This is a genomic window from Curtobacterium sp. MCLR17_059 (genome assembly GCF_003234665.1).
Lineage (GTDB): Bacteria > Actinomycetota > Actinomycetes > Actinomycetales > Microbacteriaceae > Curtobacterium > Curtobacterium flaccumfaciens.
On sequence record NZ_QKSU01000011.1, the window covers coordinates 80,338 to 98,805 of the forward strand.

Below are 18,468 nucleotides of genomic sequence, written 5' to 3' on the forward strand. Positions count from 1 at the left end.
CGTCCGCCGACGGCGGTGCGTGATCCGGGCCTCCTGAGAAGACCGTCTACTCGTCGCGCAGGAAGTCTGCGTACGTGGGTTCCGACTGCTCACCCGACAGGAGGGACGGATCGTTGATCCGCCGCTCGACGTAGGCGCTGATGACCTCGGGCGGGGTGAGCACGTGGGCGACCCAGGACGGCACCGCTGCGTTCTTCATGGTGCCTCCTTCGTGGGCACGGGTCCGGATCGAATGCCTCGATCAGTGAGTTACTTGCTGAACCCGCGTTCGCTAAACCATCCTCGGGGTGCGGGTGGAAGTCAACGCAGTGCGTTCTGCGGACTCCGGTTCGCGCTGTCGCGGTCGGCACGGAGCGTGCGGTGCTTCACCGCTGAGCGCCACACCCACGCCTCGGCCTGCTGCCCGAACTGCGCCCACTCCACCAGCACGGCATCCCGGGTCCAGCTCTTCGCGAAGGCCTTCACCCGGACGTGGAAGGTCGGGAACTGGATCCACGCCCAGACCGGCTTCGGGGTGACGGCGTGGCAGACGTCGCCGCCGCGGGCGTCCTCGGACAGGGAGTACGCGCGCGGACGCTCGACCTCCGGGTGTTCCGGGGGCTGCCACCGGTTCTCGCGACGCCGTCCCACGACGGTATTCGAACGTGTGTTCGAACGACAGTCAAGTCGACCGCGCCGTCTGGACGACGACCTGGCATCGGACGGGCGTGTCGTCGTGGGGCGGCGGGGCGGGGCGGACGGGCACGCGTTCCCGTGTCGTTGACGGTTCTGGTTCACGATCCCCGGGCGGCGCGAACCGGAACCGTCATCGCGCGGACACGAACGTCCGTCCCTCGCCGGGCGGAGAGGTGTTCCGCTGGCGGGGTCCCGGGGCATAGTGTGCGGGCATGCAGAGCAGCACGGGGGTACGGGTGGTGTCGGCGGCCGCGGTGGTGGCGGCGCTGGTGTTCGGAGCGGCCGGACTGGTCGGGACGGTCTGGTTGGCGCCCTGGGACCTACCCCGCGGGCTGCTCCTCGGAGCCACGGTCCTCGGGGGCATCGCCGCCGTCGTCGTGCTCGTCGCCGCGGTGCGTGCTCGAGACCGCCGGGCGCTCACGTTCGCGGTGTCCGTGCTCGCGTTCGCGCTCGTGTCGCTGGTTCCCGGACTGTTGATCGATGTGTTCCTCGTCGTCGCGCCGGCGGCGCTCGTGGCCTTCGGCGTCGTCACCGTCCGGAGTGAACCGGGCGTGCAGCGGGCCTTCGGCTGGATCGTCACGGTGGCGGCTGCGGCGTGGTTCGTCACCGCGCTGCTGTCGGGGACCGTGCTCCTCACGGCGCTCCCGCAGGAGTCGCTCGGTGTCGCCTTCGCGGTCCCGGGCCTGCTGCAGACCGTCGCCTACCTGGCCGCGGCCGTGCTCGTCGCCGTGCCGCTGCTGCGCCCGGTGGGCCGCGGGGTCGGCGTGCTGTGGGCCTCGGCCGAGGTGCGCTGACCCGGACTCTCGCCCGCCTCAGCCCGCGCGAGCGGCCAGGCGCTCGGAGCGTCGGCGTGCCTGCTCCCCGGGGTCCGGTACGGGGGCGGCCTGGATGAGCCGTCGTGTGTACGGGTCCTGTGGCGAGCGCAGGATGGCGTCGCGGGTGCCGTGTTCGGCGACCCGGCCGCCGTGCAGCACGACGACCCGGTCGCACAGGGTGTCGACGACTGCGAGGTCGTGCGTGACGAAGAGGCACGCGAACCCGAGGCGCTCCTGCAGCTCGCGGAACACGTCGAGCACGCGGGCCTGCACCGACACGTCGAGCGCGCTCGTCGGCTCGTCGGCGATCAGGAGCGCGGGGTCGAGCGCCACCGCGCGGGCGATCGCGACGCGTTGCCGTTGGCCGCCGGAGAGTTCGTGCGGGTAGCGCTCGGCGTACCCGCCGTCGAGACCGACGTCGGCGAGGAGTCGCTCGACACGCTCCTCGACCTGCGCCGCCGGCAGCCGGAGGATCTGACGGAGCGGCTCGGCGACGGTCTGCCCGACGGTGTACCGGGGGTTGAGCGACCGGAGCGGGTTCTGGAACACCACGCCGACGTGCTGGCGCATCTGCCGGCGGGCGGCTCGTCGTGCGCCGGCGACGTCGGTGCCGTCGACGACCACCGAGCCCGTGGTGATCGGCGCGAGGCCGACCGCGGCCCGGCCGATGGTGGTCTTGCCACTGCCGGACTCCCCCACCAGGCCGACGATCTCGCCACGGCCGACGGTGAACGACACGTCGTCGACGGCACGGAAGCGCCCGCGCAGGGCGCCGCCGTACTCGACCACGAGGTGCCGGACGTCCAGGACGGCGGCCGGGGGCGTCGTGGCGGAGCCGAGCCGGGCCTCCAGGCCGGACCCGGTGCCCATGCGCGGGACCGCAGCGAGGAGTTCGCGCGTGTAGTCGGCGGACGGTGCGGCGAAGACCGCCTCGGCGGTGCCGGTCTCGACGACGCGGCCGCGGCGCATCACGACCACGCGGTCGGCGAGGTCCGCGACGACGCCCATGTCGTGGGTGATGAGCAGGATCGCGGTGCCGGTGCGCTCGCGCAGCGCGCGGAGGACGTCGAGCACCTCGGCCTGCACGGTGACGTCGAGGGCGGTCGTCGGCTCGTCCGCGATGAGCAGGTCCGGGTCGGCGGCGAGCGCCATCGCGATCATCACGCGCTGGGCCTGCCCGCCGGAGAGTTCGTGCGGGTACTGGCCCAGGCGGCGTTCGGGTTCGGGGACCTCCACGGCGCGGAGCAGCTCGAGCGAGCGCTCCCGGACGGCGGCGCGGTCGTGCTGGCCGTCGGTGCGTCGGACGGCCTCGGCGAGCTGGAACCCGATGGTGAACACCGGGTTCAGCGCCGCGGACGGGTCCTGGAAGATCATCGACACGCTGCGGCCCCGGACCGACCGGAGGGTGCGCTCGTCGGTGCCGATGACCTCGAGGTCGCCGAGCCGGATGCTCCCCGAGGCGCGCGCACCGTCGGGGGCGATGCCCATCGCGGTCATCGCGGTCATGCTCTTGCCGGAGCCGGACTCCCCCACGACCGCGACGACCTCGCCCCGGGCGACGGTGAACGAGGCGTCGTCGACGGCGCGGACCACCTCGCCGTCGACGTCGAAGGTGACGGTGAGGTGCTCGACGGTCAGGACGTCGGTGGTGCCGCTCATGGGGTCTCCGGGGGGTCGGTGTCGTCGCGGGCGGCCTTGAAGGCCTCCCACTCCTCGAGCATCTTGCGGTGGTAGCCCTGCAGCCACTGCATGTAGTCGCGGCCGTTGAGCAGACGCTCGCGGACCTCGGCGTCCACGTCGCCCGTGCCGGTGCGGCCCGCACCCTCGACGACGGCGAGCCCGCGGCCGATGATGTCGCGCTGCCGGTCGAGGTACTTCCGTTCGCTGGCGAGCCAGGAGCCCCAGACGTCGGCCTCGGCGCGGAAGTAGTGACTGCGCTCGCCGGGGACGATGTGGCGCTTCACGAACCCGGAGTCGACGAGCCGTCGGGTGGCCATCGACACCGACCCCGAGCTGGCGCCGAGCGCTGCCTGCAGGTCGGACGACGACGAGTGCGGTGCGCGGGTCATCATCAGGTAGCCGAGCACCCGGGCGTCGGTGAGGGGCATGCCCGCGCCGTCGTTGAGCATCAGGGCGAACTCCTCGACGAACGCCTGGCGCTCCGGTCCGAGCAGCCGGTCGTCGTCGGCGTCGGTGCCGACACCGTCGGTGCCGTCGGTGCCCCTGTCGTCGGTCACGAGGCGAGCCCGGCGGCCACCTCGGGTCGCTCGTCCGGGATCGACCACGGCTCCTGCGACATGCCGCCACCGCCACGGATCGCCCGCACGGTGCCGTCCTCGTCGCGGGTGTAGGTGATGTCCTCGTCGACCGAGCCGAAGCGGTTGCCGTGGGTCATCCGCAGGGTGTCGGCGTCGACGACCTCGAGCCGGGTGGGGGTGTCCATCGGCTCGGGGCCGGACGGGTCGACCTCGACGAGCCGGTCACCGATCCGGGCGACGTCGGTGACGCCCCACGGGTTGGCGAAGCGTCCGGTGAACGTGGCGGTGTCGACGTCGTCGGGTACCGGGGTCCCCGGGGCGTCGGCGTCGGCCGCGGCGTCGAGCATGGCGATGACCGCGGTGGCGATGAGCGTGGCGGGTCCGGCGGCGGCGCTGGTCAGCACGGACACGACGAGCCCGGATGCCGGGTCGAACATCGACTGGGTGATGTGCCCCGGGAACCCGCCCGAGTGGCCGCGGATCTCGCGCCCGCCGATCCGGTCGACGATGAACCCGGCGCCGTAGCCGCGGGCCGCGGGGTCGTCGGTGGCGCTCCAGGCCTTCCGCTGCGCGAGGCGCTTGGAGTGGTCGTCGAGCAGGGTGCCCTGCCCGATCACGTGCTGCGAGAAGTAGCGGACCAGGTCGGACGCGGTGCCGTGGAAGCCGGTGGCGGCGGCCATCGCGCGGGTGTCGACGTGGTCGATGCGCTGCCGGTGCCGCGCGGTGTGGAAGCCGGTGTACCCGACCACGAAGTCGTCGGCGCGTGCGGGGTCCCAGTCGGGGCCGGTGTTCCGCAAGCCCAGGGGTTCGGTGATCGACTCGCGCACGAAGTCGTTGTACGACTGCCCGGACACCGCGGCGATGACCAGGCCGAGCAGGGAGTAGCCGAGGTTCGAGTAGTTGAACGACGAGCCGGTCGGCACCTTCTGGCCCCGGTCGAGCACGAGCGCCAGGAGTTCCTGCTCGTCGGGGAACGGGCGGAGCAGGGACCAGTAGTCGCCGTCGTGTCCGTCGCGGATGACGCCGGCGCCCATCTCCATGAGCTCGCGCAGGGTGGCGTCGGCGAGCGGCGAGCCGCCGTCGACCAGTGCCGGGACGTACGTGCCGACGGTGTCGTCGAGCCGGAGCGACCCGCGCTCGGCGAGCTGCAGCAGGGCCGTCGCGGTGAAGGTCTTCGAGTGCGAGGCGATGCGGAACAGGTCGGTGGTGGTCAGGCGGCGCCCGGCCTCGACGTCGGCGTAGCCCCAGGCCTCGTCGAACAGGACCTCGCCGCCGAAGCCGACGGCGACCTGCACGCCCGGCACCCGCAGCTGCCACACCTTGTACGACACCCACTCACGGATGTAGGGCAGGGTCTTCCGGTACGCGGAGAGGGTGTCGGTCACGGTGGTCCTTTCGAGGAGCGGTGGTTCGAGTCTGGCGCGTCGGTCGCTGCGGCGTCCGCCGCGACGCACGTCAGCGCCGACGCGGGTCGAGTGCGGCGCGTAGCGTGTCGCCGAGCGCGATGACGGCGAGCACGGTCACGGCGAGGAACGCCGCCGGCGCGATGAGCATGTGCGGGGCACGGAGGAACTGCGACGTCGCCGCGGACAGCTGCAGCCCCCACGAGATCGCCGGACGCTCCAGCCCGATGCCGAGGTAGGTCAGCGACGACTCGGACACGATGACCCCGCCGACGGTGATGGTGGCGAGCACGAGCAGCGGCGAGATCGACGACGGCAACACGTACCGCGTGGTGATCCGCCACGTCGACAGCCCCATCGTCCGGGCGGCGAGCACGAACTCGGCGCCCCGGACGCTGCGGACGCTCGACCGCACGAGCCGGGCCATCGTCGGCCACCCGAACAGGGCGAGCACGAGCGACACGGTGAGCACCGACCGCTCCCCCACGCTGTTCAGCACGACGACGGCGCCGAGCAGGAACGGGAACCCGAGGAACACGTCGGTGAGCCGGGCGAGGACGGCGTCGACCCACCCGCCGACCATGCCCGCGACGGTGCCGACGACGACCGCGACCATGCCGGCGAGCAGGGTCGTGAGCACCGCGACGGCGATCGACGACCGGGTGCCCCAGATGACGTTCGCGTACACGTCGCAGCCCTGCAGGTCGAAGCCGAACGGGTGCCCGGCGGTCGCTGACGCCCCGCTCCGGCCGAGGTCGCACACCCGGGGGTCGCCGTGGCCGAACAGCCCGGCGAAGAGCTGCGGGAACGCCGCGATGAGCAGGACCACCACGAGCACCGACGCGGGCACCCAGAACCCCGGCGTCCGTGCGGCGGCGAGCAGTGGCCGGCGCCGGACCCCGACGACGGGTTCGACGGTGGCGCCGAGGGATTCGGTGGTCATCGGGAGGCTCCTGTCCGGACGCGCGGGTCGAGGGCGGCGTGCAGCAGGTCGACGAGCACGCTCGTGACGAGGAACACCAGGATGAGGGCGGTCGAGATGCCGACGACGACGGCACCCTCGTGCGAGCGGATGCCCTGGAACAGCAGGTTCCCGACGCCCGGCAGGTTGAAGATGCCCTCGATGATGACGGTGCCGCCCATCAGGTACCCGAGGTCGGTCGCCAGGTAGGTGGCGGTGGGGATGAGCGAGTTCCGCAGCACGTGCACGCCGACGATCCGGCCCGGAGCGAGCCCCTTGGCGCGGGCCGTCCGGACGTAGTCGGCGTCGAGCGTCTCGATCATCGACGTCCGGGTGAGCCGGGACACCGCGGCCAGGCCGAACAGGGCGATCACGAACGCCGGCAGGACGTACGCGGTCGGCCACCCGGCGGTGACCCCCGCGACCGGGAACCAGTGCAGCCGCACCGAGAACACCAGCTGCAGGGCCACGCCGAGCACGAACACGGGGACCGCGCCGACGACGATGGTGCCGACGAGCACCGTCTTGTCGAGCACGGTGCCGCGCCTGAGCGCCGAGACCACGCCGAGCCCGATGCCGAGGACGATCTCGAGCGCCCACGCGCTGAGTGCCAGCGTGATCGTCACGGGCCACCGTGAGGCCATCTGCTCGCCGACGGACTGCCCGTTGAAGTCGGTGCCGAAGTCACCACGGAACAGTCCGCCCAGGTACTGCACGTACTGCAGCCACAGCGGCTGGTCCAGGTGGTACTCCGCCCGCAGCGCCCGCACGACCGAGTCGGTGAGGGGGCGCTCGCCGCCGAGCGCCTTGATCGGGTCGCCGGGCAGCGCGAAGGTCATCGCGTAGATGAGGAAGGTCACCCCGAGGAACACGATGACCAGGCCGCCGAGTCGGCGACCGACGGCGAGCGTCGGACGCATCACGCGCCTCCCGACACGGCCGCCGACACCGGACGGGAGGCGCGGGTCGGGTCCGCCACGTGCGCCGCGCAGGCGAGGATCGCCCCGTACTGCACGCCCACGAGCTTCCCCACCGGGATCGGCTGCGCACCCGTCGACGCGTCCGCCTGCCAGCGCGCGTAGCGCTCGGCCAGGCGGTCGCGGAGCCGCCGGAGCGGCGCGGACGCCGTACCGGCGGTCGTCTCCGCCTCGACGGCGCGCAGGAGCATGCCGCCGTAGCGCAGGCGGAAGCAGCGGACGAGGTCCTCGCAGCCGAAGCGCTCCGCGACGGTGGCCGTCCGGTCGGCCGGTTCCCGTTCGGCACGGCGGCGGTCGGTGTCCGCCATCCCGACGAGCATCGGCACGAACGCCCGGGAGGCCTCGACGAACGGGGACCGGATCGAGAGCATCGGCGACGCCTCGTCGAGGAACGCCTGCAGTTCCGCGCCCGAGGCACCGAGCTCGTCCGCGCACCGGCGCAGCAGGTCGGCGTACGGCTCGTCGGTCGGGGTCTGGTCGTCGGCGTCGGGGTGGCTCCAGTACGGCAGCTCGGCCACCATGCAGAGGGCCCCGTGCCGCATCGCCCACGCCGCGCTCGATCCGCCGTGGATGTGCTCGCCGGGGTCGACGCCGAGTTCCTCGAGGTAGGCGTACGCCGTCTCGATGCCGTCCATCGCGAACACCGCCGGGGCGAGCTCCCGCAGGTACGGCGACTCCGGCTCGCCGGTGTCGAGCGGCAGCCCGAGTGCGGCCGGCACCGCGTGCAGGGTGTCGACGACGTCGGGCAGGTCCTCGGACAGGTAGTAGTAGACGCCGCCCATCTCGCCGTTGTGCAGGCTCACGAGCAGGTCCGGCTCGGTGTCGTCGATGAGCCGCATGAACGCGAGCGTCTCGGGCAGCACCTGGTCGAAGTACACCGACTTGTAGCTGTTCGGGAACGTCCACTCGACCTGGCTGTCCGGGGCCGGCCGGTAGAAGTGCCGCGAGTAGAAGACCCGGTCGTGCGGGTCGTGGAACCACGCCTCGTTGAGCCGCATGCCGTCCGGGTCGATCGTCGGGACGATGTGCCAGGTGACGTCGAGCCCGGCCACCCGCTCGTCACCGAGGGCCGTCTCGGCGAGGTGCAGCGCCGTCCACGAACCGATCGGCTCGTTCGGGTGCACCCCGCCGACCACGACGGCCGCGTGCGACCCGGTACCGATGCGGTAGCTGTGCAGGGGTTCGCCGAGGCGGCTCGTGCCGATCCGGGTGACCGTGACCCGGTCGGGGTGCGCCGCGGCGAGCGCGGCGAACCGGGCGTGCAGGTCATCGACGAGCGGGAAGCCGTCGCGGTCGGGGACGTCGCGGACCAGGTCGAGGACGGTGTGCTGCTCCATGCTCCGCCCTACTTCACGGCGATCTGCGCGATCACGGGGCTGCCCGCCACCGCCGGCAGCTTCGCGATCTTGTCGCTCGTGACGTACGAGTACTTGTCGAAGAAGGTCGGGACGATCGGGAAGTCCTCGAGCACGGCCTGCTGCGTCTTCGTGTAGTACCCGTTCGCCTCGTCCTGGGACCCGGCGGAGTCCGCCTTCGCGAGCAGCGAGTCGACGTCGTCGGACTGGTAGTAGCCGGTGCACGGGGAGCAGCCGCCGGCCGTGGTGAACAGCGCGCGGAGCGTGTTCTGCTGGCTGATGTACAGCGCGCCCCAGTGGCCGAAGTGCGGGCCGGCGACGGTCTTGTCGGTGAGCTCCGAGTAGTAGGACGCCCAGTCGGTGGTGGCCTTCGCCTCGGCGTCGACGCCCAGGTTCTGCCGGATCTGGTTGGCGTACGCCTCGTACAGGGAGTCGAGGCCGGTGCCGCCCGGGTAGACGAGCGTCATGGTGCCGTCGAACCCGCCGGCGCTGGCGAGGAGCTTCTTCGCCGCTGCCGGGTCGAACTCGCAGGCGTCGCCGCAGATGCCCTCCTCGGTGCCGGACATCGACGGCGGGGTCAGCGCGGTGGCCGGGTCGTACAGCCCGCCGTAGATCGCGTCGTTGACCTCGTCACGGTCGATCGACATCGAGATCGCGCGGCGCACGTCGGGGTCGGAGTACCGGTCGTCCCACAGCGGGAACCCGAGGTAGTCGATGCCGGGGGCGTCGAAGGAGTGCAGGCGGTCGCCGAAGTCGGCCTTCGCGCTCGTCATCTTGTCGGTCGGCAGGAACAGCACGTCGGCGTTGCCGGCCAGGACGTCGGTGTACGCGGTGTTCATGTCGGAGTAGCTGCGGAAGGTCACCTCGTCGGTGGCGGGCTTCGTGCCCTCGTAGTCCTTCCAGGCCGTGACGGTGAACTCCTGGTCCGCCTTCCACGCCTTCGTCATCTCGTACGGGCCGTTGCCGATCGGCTTCTTGTCGTACGCCTTCAGGTCGTCGTAGGCGGCCTCGGGCATCGGGTAGAACGCCGTCTGGGCCTGGCTGAGCTGCAGGGGGAACTGGCTGTCCGCGTGGGTGAGCGTGACCGTGAAGGTGTCCTTGCCGGTGACCTTGAGTCCCGACATCTCCTTGGTCTTCGGGGTGCCCTTCGCCGGGTTGAGGTCGGTGTACCCGACGATCCCGGCGAGCTGACCGCTGTTCTCCCACGCGTTCGGGCCGTAGGCCACGTGGTTCCAGGCCTTCACGTAGCTCTCCGGCGTGACGGCCTCGCCGTTCTGGAACGTCCAGCCGTCCCGCAGCGTGATCGTCCACGTGGTGGCGTCGTCGCTCTCGACGCTCTTCGCCGCCACGTACCGCAGGTCACCGTCGGCGTCGGTCTGGGTGAGCGGCGCGAAGACGCTCATCACCTGGTCGAAGGCCACGGTCTGCCGGCCCGGGGTCAGGTGGTCGGGTTCGCCGGTCGCGTAGACCAGGCTCGAGGGAGCGTCGTCGTCGGCCGCGCCGCCCGCCGAACAGCCGGTCGCCACCAGTGCCAAGGTTGCCGCCGCGGCCAGCGCGGCGATCGTCCTGCGTCGCATGATCTCTCCTCGATCGGGTGCGGCCGGATCCCTGCCCGGTCGTCGTGGTGGGAAAGCTAGGACGGTTCGAATCCCGACCACAAGACTTCTTTCAATGCGCTCTGAGAGTTTTACCGCGCAGAAACACTGACGAAACGACACCCGTCGCGCGGCCGGGCCCGTTGTGCCACGCTCGGAACATGCGCCACACACCGCACTTCCTGATGACCGACGTCGACGAGGTCCGACGCCTCATCACCGGGAACCCGTGGGCGACGATCGTGTCCCACACCGCGGCCGGGCTGGTCGCCTCGCACTACCCGGTGCTGCTCGAGACCCCCGGCCCCGACGACGACCCGGACGCCCTCGTGCTGGTGTCCCACGTCGGCCGCCCCGACGAGGTCGCGCACGAACTCGGACAGCACGAGGTGCTCGTCGTGTTCCAGGGTCCGCACGGCTACGTCTCCCCCGCCTGGTACCCGCCGGAGCAGTTCGTGCCCACCTGGAACCACGTCACCGCCCACGTCTGGGGCACCCCCGAGATCCTCTCCGACGACGAGAACTTCCGGGTGCTCGGCGAACTCGTCGACCACTTCGAGCAGGTCATGCCCTCGCCCGTGTCGTTGCAGATCGACGAGGAGACCGCCCGCCGGATCGCGAAGGGCACCGTGGGCATCCGGATCCGTGTCACCCGGTTCGACGCCCGCGCCAAGCTGTCGCAGAACAAGGCTCCCGAGGTGATCGACCGCATCGTCGCCGGGCTGCGGGGCGACGGCCCCTACGCGTCGCCGGCGCTCGCCGACGAGGTCGAGCGGGTCCGGCCCGTCCCCTCCCCGGCGAACGGCCTGGAGGCGTCGTGACGGACATCCTGCTCCACACCGTCCGGCGTGTGGGCACCTCCGGGGCCCCTGCCGACGTCCGCATCGTCGACGGTCGCGTCACCGAGATCACGCCGACCGGCACCCTCGACCCCACGAGCGTCGACACCGACGTGGTCGAGGCCGCCGGCGCCTGGCTCGGCCCGGGGCTCCGCGACCACCACACGCACTTCGACCAGTGGGCGCTCGTCCGCCGCCGTGTCGACGTGACCGGCTGCGACTCCGCCGAGGCGACCGCCGACCTGCTCGCCGCCGTCGCCCGGGCGGGCGTGGCGGACCGCGTCCTGGTCGGACACGGCTACCGCGACGGGATGTGGCCGCGCCCTGCGCGACGTGAGCTGCTCGACCGTGCCGCCCCGGGCCTCCCGGTCGTCGTGATCAGCGCGGACCTGCACGCGGTGTGGTGCAACGCCCTCGCGCTCGCGCACTTCTCGGCCACTGTCGGCCGCCCGCTCGAGGCGGGCGAGGACGGGGTCCTGCGCGAGCAGGACGCGTTCGACGTGACCGGTGCACTGTCGCAGGTGCCGGACGACCTGCTCGACGCCTACGTGGCGGACGCTGCCGAGGCCGCAGCGGCACGTGGGGTGACGGGTGTGGTCGACCTCGAGATGCGCTTCGGGCTCGACCGCTGGCGCCGCCGGATCCACGCCGGCACCGACGCGATCCGGGTCGCGTCCGGGGTGTACCCGGCCGAGCTCGACGAGGCCATCGCCCGGGGGCTGCGCACCGGCGACGTGGTCGACGGCACGCGGGGCCTGCTCACGATGGGGCCCTTCAAGGTGGTCACGGACGGGTCGCTCGGCACCCGGACCGCCGCCATGACCGACGGCTCCGGTGTGCTCGCCTGGCCGTTCGAAGAGCTCGTCGCGATCACCCGCCGTGCCGTCGACGCCGGACTCGTCCCCGCGATCCACGCGATCGGCGACCGTGCGAACACCCTGGCGCTCGACGTCTTCGAGACCGTCGGGGCCCGCGGCACGATCGAGCACGCGCAGTTGCTCGTCGACACCGACGTCGACCGGTTCGCCCGGCTGGGAGTCGCCGCGTCCGTGCAGCCCGAACACGCCATGGACGACCGGGACATCGCCGACCGGCACTGGGCCGGGCACACCGACCGGGCGTTCGCCTTCGCCTCGCTCGCCCGGGCCGGAGCGCGCCTGCTGCTCGGGTCGGACCCGCCGGTGGCGCCGCTCGACCCGTGGGTGTCGATGGCGGCGGCCGTCGGGCGGGACCGCGACGGGCGGGACCCGTGGCACCCGGCCGAACGGCTCTCGGCACTCGTCGCGTGGCAGGGGTCGACCGACGGGCGGGTCGGGGTGTCCGTCGGCGACGTGGCGGACCTGGTGCTCGTCGAGTCCGATCCGCTGGCCGCGTCCTCGTCCGCCGCACTGCGCGGCATGCGGGTGCTCGGGACGGCCGTGGCCGGGCGGTTCACGTACCGGGAGCTGTGACCAGGAGGGCGGGCGGCTGCGTCTGTGCCCCGTGGGCTACTTCTGGTCCTTCGGGCACCAGTAGAGCTTCCGACCGGCCATGTCGGCCATCCGGATCTCGGTGCCGCACACCCGGCACGGCTCGCCCTGGCGGTGGTAGACCCAGTGGCGGTCCTTGCGGGAGCGCAGGGCCTTCTTGTGGTCGGCCTCGGACAGGTCGTCCATCGTCATCATCAGGCCGTCGCGGACGCCGTCGTGCAACAGCTTCGACCAGTCGGCCCAGAGCGCCTTGGCCTGCTTGACGGTGATCTTCTTGCCGGGCTTGTACGGGTCGATGCGCTGCCGGAACAGCAGCTCGGCGCGGTAGATGTTGCCGATGCCGGCCACGACCGACTGGTCCATGAGCAGCTGCCCGATCGCGACGTTCCGACGGCGGACGTTGTCGACGAAGGTCTTCTCCGCCTCGGGCCCGTCGTCGTTCATCGGGTCGGGGCCGAGCTTGTCGAGCGCGCGCTGCACCTCGGCCGGGGTCTCCACGACGCACGCGGTCGGGCCACGCAGGTCGGCGACGGTGTCCTCGGTGAGGATCCGCACCCGGACCTGGCCCACCGGGTCCGGCGGGAAGGACTCGATCGAGTCCTCCGCCTTCTCCTGCTCGGCCATCCGGTAGCGGGCGAGCCGCGGTGCGCCGATCGAGCTGAGCGACTCTTCGCGGTCGTCGTCGTCGGACAGTGCCTGGGCGGTGGAGATCACGCCCGCGAAGTCCCACGCCCCGTACAGGCCGAGGTGGACGCGGAGGAACAGGTCGCCCTCGAACTCCAGGAACATCTGCTTCGCCACCGCACGCGCGGCGATCATCCGCTTGCCGTCGAGCTGCGCGGCCCCGGCGGCGAAGCGCCCCTGGGGGCTCGACACCTCGCAGCGCTTGCCGACGAAGTGCCGGGTGAACTGGTTGGCGATGCGGTGGACGGAGTGACCCTCGGGCATGACTACCGTTCTACCCGGTACCCCTGACGAGCCGGACTACGCGTCGATCTCGCGGCCGGCGATCAGCCCGGTGGTCTCGTACTCGGCCAGCTGGGCGATGCGGCGGGCGTGGCGCTCCTCGCCCGAGAACGGCTCGGCGATGAACAGGTCGACGAACCGGATCGCCTCGTCCTCGGTGTGCTGGCGCGCACCGATGGAGATGACGTTGGCGTCGTTGTGCTGACGGGCGAGCAGGGCGGTCGACTCGTTCCAGACGAGCGCGGCGCGGATGCCCTCGACCTTGTTGGCGGCGATCTGCTCACCGTTGCCGGAACCGCCGAAGACGACACCGAGCGCCTGGACACCGGCACGCTGGTCCTGCACCACGGCGTGCGCGGCGTTGATGCAGAACGAGGGGTAGTCGTCGAGCGCGTCGTACTCGGTCGGACCGTGGTCCACCACCTCGTGCCCGGCTTCGGTCAGGTGGGTTGCGAGGGTCTTGTTGAACTCGAGGCCGGCGTGGTCCGTTCCGAGGTGGATGCGCATGGAACCGATCATATTCCTGCGGCTCCCGGGCCCGGACCACCACGGACTACGGCGCGCGGACCACCACCACGAGGTACCGGGTGGGGTCCTCGCCCGGGTTGCGGTAGACGACGTCGGCGGGGTCGCCGAGCTCGATCCGGTCCCCCGCCGCCAGGCGCGTCGGCTCGCCGCCGACGACGACCTCGAGCACGCCGTCGACGACCCAGATGCAGTGCCGCAGGAACGCGTAGGCGGACGCCGGGTAGGCCACTTCGCGGCCGGCCGGGAGGCGCACCTCGGTGACGTCAGCGGGGAACGCCGCGCTCGAGACCGGACGGCGGCGGTACCCGGTGTCGGGATCGGTCCAGGAATCGGCGGTCGCGCCCCGTTGCACCCCGCGCGCCTCGTCGGGGTCCGTCACCCTGGGCACCTCGTGCTCCAGGGCATCGTCGAGGAGCTGCGAGATCGTCAGGCCGAAGGCACCGGACAGGCGACCGAGGATCGTCGCGGTGGGGCTGGAGACCCCGCGCTCGACGCGGTTGATCATCGCGCGGGAGACGCCGGACTCCTCGGCGAGCTCGGTGAGGCTCCACTTCCGCTCGGTGCGGAGGCGCTGGAGGCGTTCACCGAGCGCCCGCTGCTCGGCGACCGAGGTGTCGTCGGCGCCGGTTGCGGGATCGGCGTGCGCGTCGTCTACGATGTGAGACATGACGACAGCATATGCGACGAACGGGGTCGTGATCCGCGACTGCACCCCGACCGACCTCGACGTCGTGCACGCCCTGCACGTCGATGCCGTCCTGCACTCCACCGCCATCTGGCAGGACACCCCGCACCCGCGTGCGTACTTCGACGGGTGGCTCGCCGAGCGGCAGGGCGGCGGGTACCCGGTGGTCGTGGCCGAGGTCGACGGCACCGTGGCCGGCTACGCCACGTACTCGCAGTGGCGGCCGCACCAGGGGTACCGGCTGACCGTCGAGCACAGCGTCTACGTGGTCGAGGCGTTCCGCGGCCGGGGCATCGCGACGACCCTGATGGCCGAGCTGGTCGCGCGGGCCACCGCCGAGGGCCGGCACGTCATGATGGCCGGGATCTGCAGCACCAACACGGGGTCGATCGCCCTGCACGAACGCCTGGGGTTCACCACGGTCGCGGTCGTGCCCGAGGTCGGACGCAAGTTCGACCGCTGGCTCGACCTGACGCTCATGCGCCTGCCGCTCGTCTGACGCGACGGGCGGGGCGGGCGCACCACGGGCCTCCCGGCCGCCCGTCGACGAACCGAACCTGGTTCCGGAGCGTCAGTCGGTGGTGTCGAAGATCGGGCCGACGGTGCGCGAGCGCTTGAGCTCGAAGAAGCCGGGGTACTTCGCGACGGCGACGACGCCGTCCCACAGGTCGAGCGCCTCCTGGCCCTTGGGCGCCGGGGAGATGACCGGTCCGAAGAACGCGGTGCCCTCGACGGCGATGACCGGCGTGCCGACGTCCTGTCCGACGCGGTCGATGCCGTCCTGGTGGCTGGCGCGCACGGCGGCGTCGACCTCGTCCGTCCAGGCGTACTCGAGCAGGTCGGCGTCGAGGCCGAGCTCCGCGAGCACGGCGGGGACGACCTGCTCCGGGTCGGACTCCTGGCGGTGGTGGATGTGCTCGCCGAGGGCGTCGTAGAGCGGCTTCACGACGTCCTGCCCGAGCCGGAGCCTCGCCGCCGTCACGATGCGCGGGTAGACCTGACCGGCGTGCAGACGCTCCTTGTAGCTCTCCGGCACGTCCTGGTCCTCGTTGAGGACGAACAGGCTCATCACGTTCCAGGTCACGTCGAGGTCGCGGTGCTCGGCGACCTCACCCACCCAGCGGCTCGTCATCCAGGCCCACGGGCAGTTCGGGTCGAACCAGAACTCCACGGCGGTGCGCTCGGTGGTGGGGTCGGTCGGGTTGTCCACAGTCGTCTCGGTCACGATCCGAGCGTACGCGGCGTCGCTAGGCTGGAACCCATCGTCCCGCCGGCGCACGACGCCGTCCGGGGCCCCGTACGCGGACACCGATCGTCCGCGTCCCCAGCGAAGATGGAGCGTTGCGTGCCCGGAGAGAACCTCACCCGAATCGAAGCCCAGGAGCGCGCGGCCGTCGTCGCCGTGCAGACGTACGACGTCGAGCTCGACCTGACCCGCGGCGCCGACAGCTTCGGCAGCACCACGCGGGTGCGCTTCACCGCCACCGCCGGCGCATCGACCTTCATCGACGCCATCACGAAGACCGTGCACTCGATCACGCTGAACGGCTCGGCGCTCGACGTCGCCGCGGTGAACGACGGCGTGCGCATCCAGCTCGACGACCTGCAGGAGCAGAACGAGCTCGTGGTCGTCAGCGACGCGCTGTACACGAACACCGGTGAAGGCCTGCACCGCTTCGTCGACCCGGTGGACGACGAGGTGTACCTGTACTCCCAGTTCGAGGTCCCGGACTCCCGCCGCATGTTCGCGGTGTTCGAGCAGCCCGACCTGAAGGCCGAGTTCTCCTTCACCGTGACGGCGCCGTCGCGGTGGCAGGTCGTCTCGAACTCCCCCACGCCGGAGCCGCACGTCGACGGCGACGTCGCGACCTGGGCCTTCCCGCCCACCGCGCGCATCTCGAGCTACATCACCGCGCTCGTCGCCGGCCCGTACGAGGTCGTGCGCGACGAGCTGACCAGCCGCGACGGCCGGACGATCCCGCTCGGTGTGTTCGCGCGCAAGTCGCTCGCCTCGTACCTCGACCCCGAGTACGTGTTCGACATCACGAAGAAGGGCTTCGCGTACTTCGAGGAGAAGTTCGACGTCGCCTACCCCTTCGACAAGTACGACCAGCTGTTCGTGCCGGAGTTCAACGCCGGTGCGATGGAGAACGCCGGCGCGGTCACCTTCACCGAGACCTACGTGTTCCGGTCGAAGGTCACCGACGCCATCAAGGAGCGCCGGGTCGTCACGATCCTGCACGAGCTCGCCCACATGTGGTTCGGCGACCTGGTCACCATGAAGTGGTGGAACGACCTGTGGCTCAACGAGTCCTTCGCCGAGTGGGCCTCCACGATCGCCACGGCCGAGGCCACCGAGTGGACCGAGGCCTGGACCACGTTCCAGGCGATGGAGAAGTCCTGGGCCTACCGCCAGGACCAGCTCCCCTCGACGCACCCGATCGTCGCGACGATCAACGACCTCGAGGACGTCCAGGTCAACTTCGACGGCATCACCTACGCGAAGGGCGGCTCGGTCCTCAAGCAGCTCGTCGCGTGGGTCGGCATCGACGCGTTCTTCGCCGGTGTCTCCGCCTACTTCAAGAAGCACCACCACTCGAACACCGAGCTCCGCGACCTGCTCGTCGAGCTCGAGGCGACGAGCGGCCGTGAGCTGACCGAGTGGTCGAAGCTCTGGCTCGAGACCGCGGGCGTGAACACCCTGCGCCCCGAGATCGAGACCGACGAGTCCGGTGTCATCACGTCGTTCACCGTCCTGCAGGAAGCCCCCGCCGACTACCCGACGCTGCGCCCGCACCGTCTGGCGATCGGCGTGTACGTCTTCCGGAACGACGAGTCCGCGCCGTTCGGTGCCGACACGGCCTCCGCCGGCGGCAAGCTCGAGCGGGTCCACCGCGTCGAGATCGACGTCGACGGTGCCCGCACCGAGGTGCCCGAGCTCGTCGGCGTCCAGCGCGGCGACCTCGTGCTGCTGAACGACGACGACCTGGCCTACGCCAAGATCCGTCTCGACGAGCACTCCCGGCGCACCGCGATCGAGCACCTCGCGTCGATCGCGAACCCGCTCGCCCGCTCGATCGTCTGGGGTTCCGTGTGGGACGCCACGCGCGACGCCGAGTCCCCGGCCAGCGACTACGTCCGCCTGGTGCTGGGCAACATCGCGACCGAGACCGAGTCGACGACCATCCGCACGACGCTCTCGCAGCTGCTGCTCACCGCACGCAACTACGTGGCACCGGGCTCGGTCGAGGCCACGGTCCGCACCGTCGGCGACACGCTCTGGCAGCTCGCGTCCTCGGCTGAGGCCGGCTCGGACGCGCAGTTCCAGTTCGTGAAGTTCTTCGCGCAGGTCCCGTCCACGCCCGAGCACGTCGCGACCCTGCAGGGCCTCCGCGACGGATCGGTCACGCTGCAGGGCCTCGAGATCGACACCGACCTGCGCTGGGAGCTGCTCGAGGGCCTCGTGCTCGCGGGTGCTGCGGACAACGCCGAGATCGACGCCGAGCTCGCCGCGGACAAGACCGCGTCGGGTGAGCAGGCCGCGGCACGTGCCCGGGCGACGATCCCCACGGCCGAGGGCAAGCTGGCGGCGTTCTCGTCACTGGTCGACTCGTCCGAGCTGCCGAACGCCATCGTGCGCCAGACCACGGTCGGGTTCCAGCACGTGAACAGCCCGGTGCTGCTCGAGGGGCTCGTGCCAAAGTACTTCGAGGTGCTCACGCGCATCTGGGCCGAGCGCAGCTACCACATGGCGGACACCATCGTCTCGGGCCTCTACCCGGCGCCACTCGCGTCGGCTGAGCTCCGTGACGCCGCCGCCGCGTGGCTCGAGGAGCACCAGGAGACGCCGGCGCTGCGCCGCATCGTGTCCGAGAGCCTCGCGGGCACCGAGCGCGCGCTCCGGGTCCAGGCCGCCGACGCCTGACCCCTGCTCTGATCCGG

18 protein-coding genes are annotated in these 18,468 nt (G+C 71.5%); 5 read left to right on the top strand and 13 right to left on the bottom strand.

Annotated features, from left to right (window positions below; translation table 11 throughout):
• Window positions 1-46: 46 nt before the first annotated feature.
• Both DEJ12_RS18090 and DEJ12_RS14705 read right to left on the bottom strand, forming a co-directional pair.
• Complete coding sequence (locus tag DEJ12_RS18090; protein WP_163343414.1) at window positions 47-199, bottom strand: hypothetical protein; 153 nt, start codon at window positions 197-199, stop codon at window positions 47-49.
• Window positions 200-300: 101 nt separating this feature from the next.
• A complete protein-coding gene (locus DEJ12_RS14705) occupies window positions 301-630 on the bottom strand; it encodes a hypothetical protein (RefSeq protein WP_035807629.1) in 330 nt (109 codons plus the stop codon).
• Window positions 631-887: 257 nt separating this feature from the next.
• Here DEJ12_RS14705 and DEJ12_RS14710 point away from each other — a divergent pair, with 257 nt between their 5' ends.
• Window positions 888-1,469, top strand: a complete 582-nt coding sequence (locus DEJ12_RS14710) for a hypothetical protein (protein WP_146245565.1) — start codon at window positions 888-890, stop codon at window positions 1,467-1,469.
• Between the two features lie 18 nt (window positions 1,470-1,487).
• On the opposite strand, the gene DEJ12_RS14715 is transcribed toward DEJ12_RS14710, so the two are convergent.
• The 7 genes from DEJ12_RS14715 to DEJ12_RS14745 form a co-directional block, all read right to left on the bottom strand.
• Complete coding sequence (locus DEJ12_RS14715; RefSeq protein ID WP_111030552.1) at window positions 1,488-3,149, bottom strand: ABC transporter ATP-binding protein; 1,662 nt, start codon at window positions 3,147-3,149, stop codon at window positions 1,488-1,490.
• Complete coding sequence (locus DEJ12_RS14720; RefSeq protein WP_042538535.1) at window positions 3,146-3,727, bottom strand: GbsR/MarR family transcriptional regulator; 582 nt, start codon at window positions 3,725-3,727, stop codon at window positions 3,146-3,148. The genes DEJ12_RS14715 and DEJ12_RS14720 overlap by 4 nt, the downstream gene beginning before the upstream one ends.
• Window positions 3,724-5,133 carry a serine hydrolase gene (locus DEJ12_RS14725; RefSeq protein ID WP_258370558.1) on the bottom strand — a complete coding sequence of 470 codons (1,410 nt, stop codon included), beginning with the start codon at window positions 5,131-5,133 and terminating at the stop codon, window positions 3,724-3,726. Before DEJ12_RS14725 ends, DEJ12_RS14720 begins: the two co-directional genes overlap by 4 nt.
• Before the next feature lie 70 nt (window positions 5,134-5,203).
• Window positions 5,204-6,094 (bottom strand): ABC transporter permease, encoded by an 891-nt coding sequence (locus tag DEJ12_RS14730; RefSeq protein WP_111030553.1) that lies wholly within the window; start codon window positions 6,092-6,094, stop codon window positions 5,204-5,206.
• Window positions 6,091-7,032: an ABC transporter permease gene (locus tag DEJ12_RS14735; protein WP_027464675.1), complete on the bottom strand. Its 942-nt coding sequence runs from the start codon at window positions 7,030-7,032 to the stop codon at window positions 6,091-6,093. Before DEJ12_RS14735 ends, DEJ12_RS14730 begins: the two co-directional genes overlap by 4 nt.
• Window positions 7,032-8,426 carry a M14 family zinc carboxypeptidase gene (locus tag DEJ12_RS14740; RefSeq protein WP_111030554.1) on the bottom strand — a complete coding sequence of 465 codons (1,395 nt, stop codon included), beginning with the start codon at window positions 8,424-8,426 and terminating at the stop codon, window positions 7,032-7,034. Before DEJ12_RS14740 ends, DEJ12_RS14735 begins: the two co-directional genes overlap by 1 nt.
• A gap of 8 nt (window positions 8,427-8,434) precedes the next feature.
• Window positions 8,435-10,021, bottom strand: coding sequence for an ABC transporter substrate-binding protein (locus DEJ12_RS14745; RefSeq protein WP_258370557.1), 1,587 nt, complete (start codon window positions 10,019-10,021; stop codon window positions 8,435-8,437).
• Between the two features lie 179 nt (window positions 10,022-10,200).
• Between DEJ12_RS14745 and DEJ12_RS14750 the strand changes: the two genes are divergently transcribed.
• Together DEJ12_RS14750 and DEJ12_RS14755 are read left to right on the top strand one after the other, a co-directional pair.
• Window positions 10,201-10,860: an FMN-binding negative transcriptional regulator gene (locus DEJ12_RS14750; protein ID WP_111030555.1), complete on the top strand. Its 660-nt coding sequence runs from the start codon at window positions 10,201-10,203 to the stop codon at window positions 10,858-10,860.
• Window positions 10,857-12,329, top strand: a complete 1,473-nt coding sequence (locus tag DEJ12_RS14755; protein ID WP_111030556.1) for an amidohydrolase — start codon at window positions 10,857-10,859, stop codon at window positions 12,327-12,329. Before DEJ12_RS14750 ends, DEJ12_RS14755 begins: the two co-directional genes overlap by 4 nt.
• A gap of 36 nt (window positions 12,330-12,365) precedes the next feature.
• Here DEJ12_RS14755 and DEJ12_RS14760 read toward each other — a convergent pair whose 3' ends face one another.
• The 3 genes from DEJ12_RS14760 to DEJ12_RS14770 are packed head-to-tail and all read right to left on the bottom strand — an operon-like array spanning window position 12,366 to window position 14,508.
• Entirely contained in the window at window positions 12,366-13,295 is a 930-nt protein-coding gene (locus tag DEJ12_RS14760; protein ID WP_111030557.1) for an Fpg/Nei family DNA glycosylase, read from the bottom strand.
• 36 nt (window positions 13,296-13,331) lie between these two features.
• Window positions 13,332-13,820, bottom strand: coding sequence for a ribose-5-phosphate isomerase (locus DEJ12_RS14765; protein ID WP_111030577.1), 489 nt, complete (start codon window positions 13,818-13,820; stop codon window positions 13,332-13,334).
• 46 nt (window positions 13,821-13,866) lie between these two features.
• Window positions 13,867-14,508 carry a helix-turn-helix domain-containing protein gene (locus DEJ12_RS14770; RefSeq protein ID WP_084741142.1) on the bottom strand — a complete coding sequence of 214 codons (642 nt, stop codon included), beginning with the start codon at window positions 14,506-14,508 and terminating at the stop codon, window positions 13,867-13,869.
• Between DEJ12_RS14770 and DEJ12_RS14775 the strand changes: the two genes are divergently transcribed.
• Entirely contained in the window at window positions 14,507-15,025 is a 519-nt protein-coding gene (locus tag DEJ12_RS14775; protein ID WP_111030558.1) for a GNAT family N-acetyltransferase, read from the top strand. The two genes, DEJ12_RS14770 and DEJ12_RS14775, sit on opposite strands and share 2 nt — an antisense overlap.
• Before the next feature lie 72 nt (window positions 15,026-15,097).
• Here the strand turns inward: DEJ12_RS14775 and DEJ12_RS14780 are convergent, their stop codons facing one another.
• Window positions 15,098-15,658, bottom strand: a complete 561-nt coding sequence (locus DEJ12_RS14780) for a disulfide bond formation protein DsbA (protein ID WP_244993485.1) — start codon at window positions 15,656-15,658, stop codon at window positions 15,098-15,100.
• A 213-nt stretch (window positions 15,659-15,871) separates the two neighbouring features.
• Between DEJ12_RS14780 and pepN the strand changes: the two genes are divergently transcribed.
• The gene (gene pepN, locus DEJ12_RS14785) at window positions 15,872-18,451 is read left to right on the top strand and encodes an aminopeptidase N (protein WP_111030559.1); all 2,580 of its coding nucleotides are present in this window, start codon (window positions 15,872-15,874) and stop codon (window positions 18,449-18,451) included.
• Window positions 18,452-18,468 lie beyond the last annotated feature (17 nt).

What these genes read in the sequence shown, in the direction of transcription:
- DEJ12_RS18090 (WP_163343414.1), bottom strand. Translation starts at nt 199, where the DNA reads ATGAAGAACGCAGCGGTGCCGTCCTGGGTCGCCCACGTGCTCACCCCG.
- DEJ12_RS14710 (WP_146245565.1), top strand. Translation starts at nt 888, where the DNA reads ATGCAGAGCAGCACGGGGGTACGGGTGGTGTCGGCGGCCGCGGTGGTG.
- DEJ12_RS14715 (WP_111030552.1), bottom strand. Translation starts at nt 3,149, where the DNA reads ATGAGCGGCACCACCGACGTCCTGACCGTCGAGCACCTCACCGTCACC.
- DEJ12_RS14730 (WP_111030553.1), bottom strand. Translation starts at nt 6,094, where the DNA reads ATGACCACCGAATCCCTCGGCGCCACCGTCGAACCCGTCGTCGGGGTC.
- DEJ12_RS14735 (WP_027464675.1), bottom strand. Translation starts at nt 7,032, where the DNA reads ATGCGTCCGACGCTCGCCGTCGGTCGCCGACTCGGCGGCCTGGTCATC.
- DEJ12_RS14740 (WP_111030554.1), bottom strand. Translation starts at nt 8,426, where the DNA reads ATGGAGCAGCACACCGTCCTCGACCTGGTCCGCGACGTCCCCGACCGC.
- DEJ12_RS14745 (WP_258370557.1), bottom strand. Translation starts at nt 10,021, where the DNA reads ATGCGACGCAGGACGATCGCCGCGCTGGCCGCGGCGGCAACCTTGGCA.
- DEJ12_RS14750 (WP_111030555.1), top strand. Translation starts at nt 10,201, where the DNA reads ATGCGCCACACACCGCACTTCCTGATGACCGACGTCGACGAGGTCCGA.
- DEJ12_RS14760 (WP_111030557.1), bottom strand. Translation starts at nt 13,295, where the DNA reads ATGCCCGAGGGTCACTCCGTCCACCGCATCGCCAACCAGTTCACCCGG.
- DEJ12_RS14765 (WP_111030577.1), bottom strand. Translation starts at nt 13,820, where the DNA reads ATGCGCATCCACCTCGGAACGGACCACGCCGGCCTCGAGTTCAACAAG.
- DEJ12_RS14775 (WP_111030558.1), top strand. Translation starts at nt 14,507, where the DNA reads ATGACGACAGCATATGCGACGAACGGGGTCGTGATCCGCGACTGCACC.
- DEJ12_RS14770 (WP_084741142.1), bottom strand. Translation starts at nt 14,508, where the DNA reads ATGTCTCACATCGTAGACGACGCGCACGCCGATCCCGCAACCGGCGCC.
- DEJ12_RS14780 (WP_244993485.1), bottom strand. Translation starts at nt 15,658, where the DNA reads ATGACGAGCCGCTGGGTGGGTGAGGTCGCCGAGCACCGCGACCTCGAC.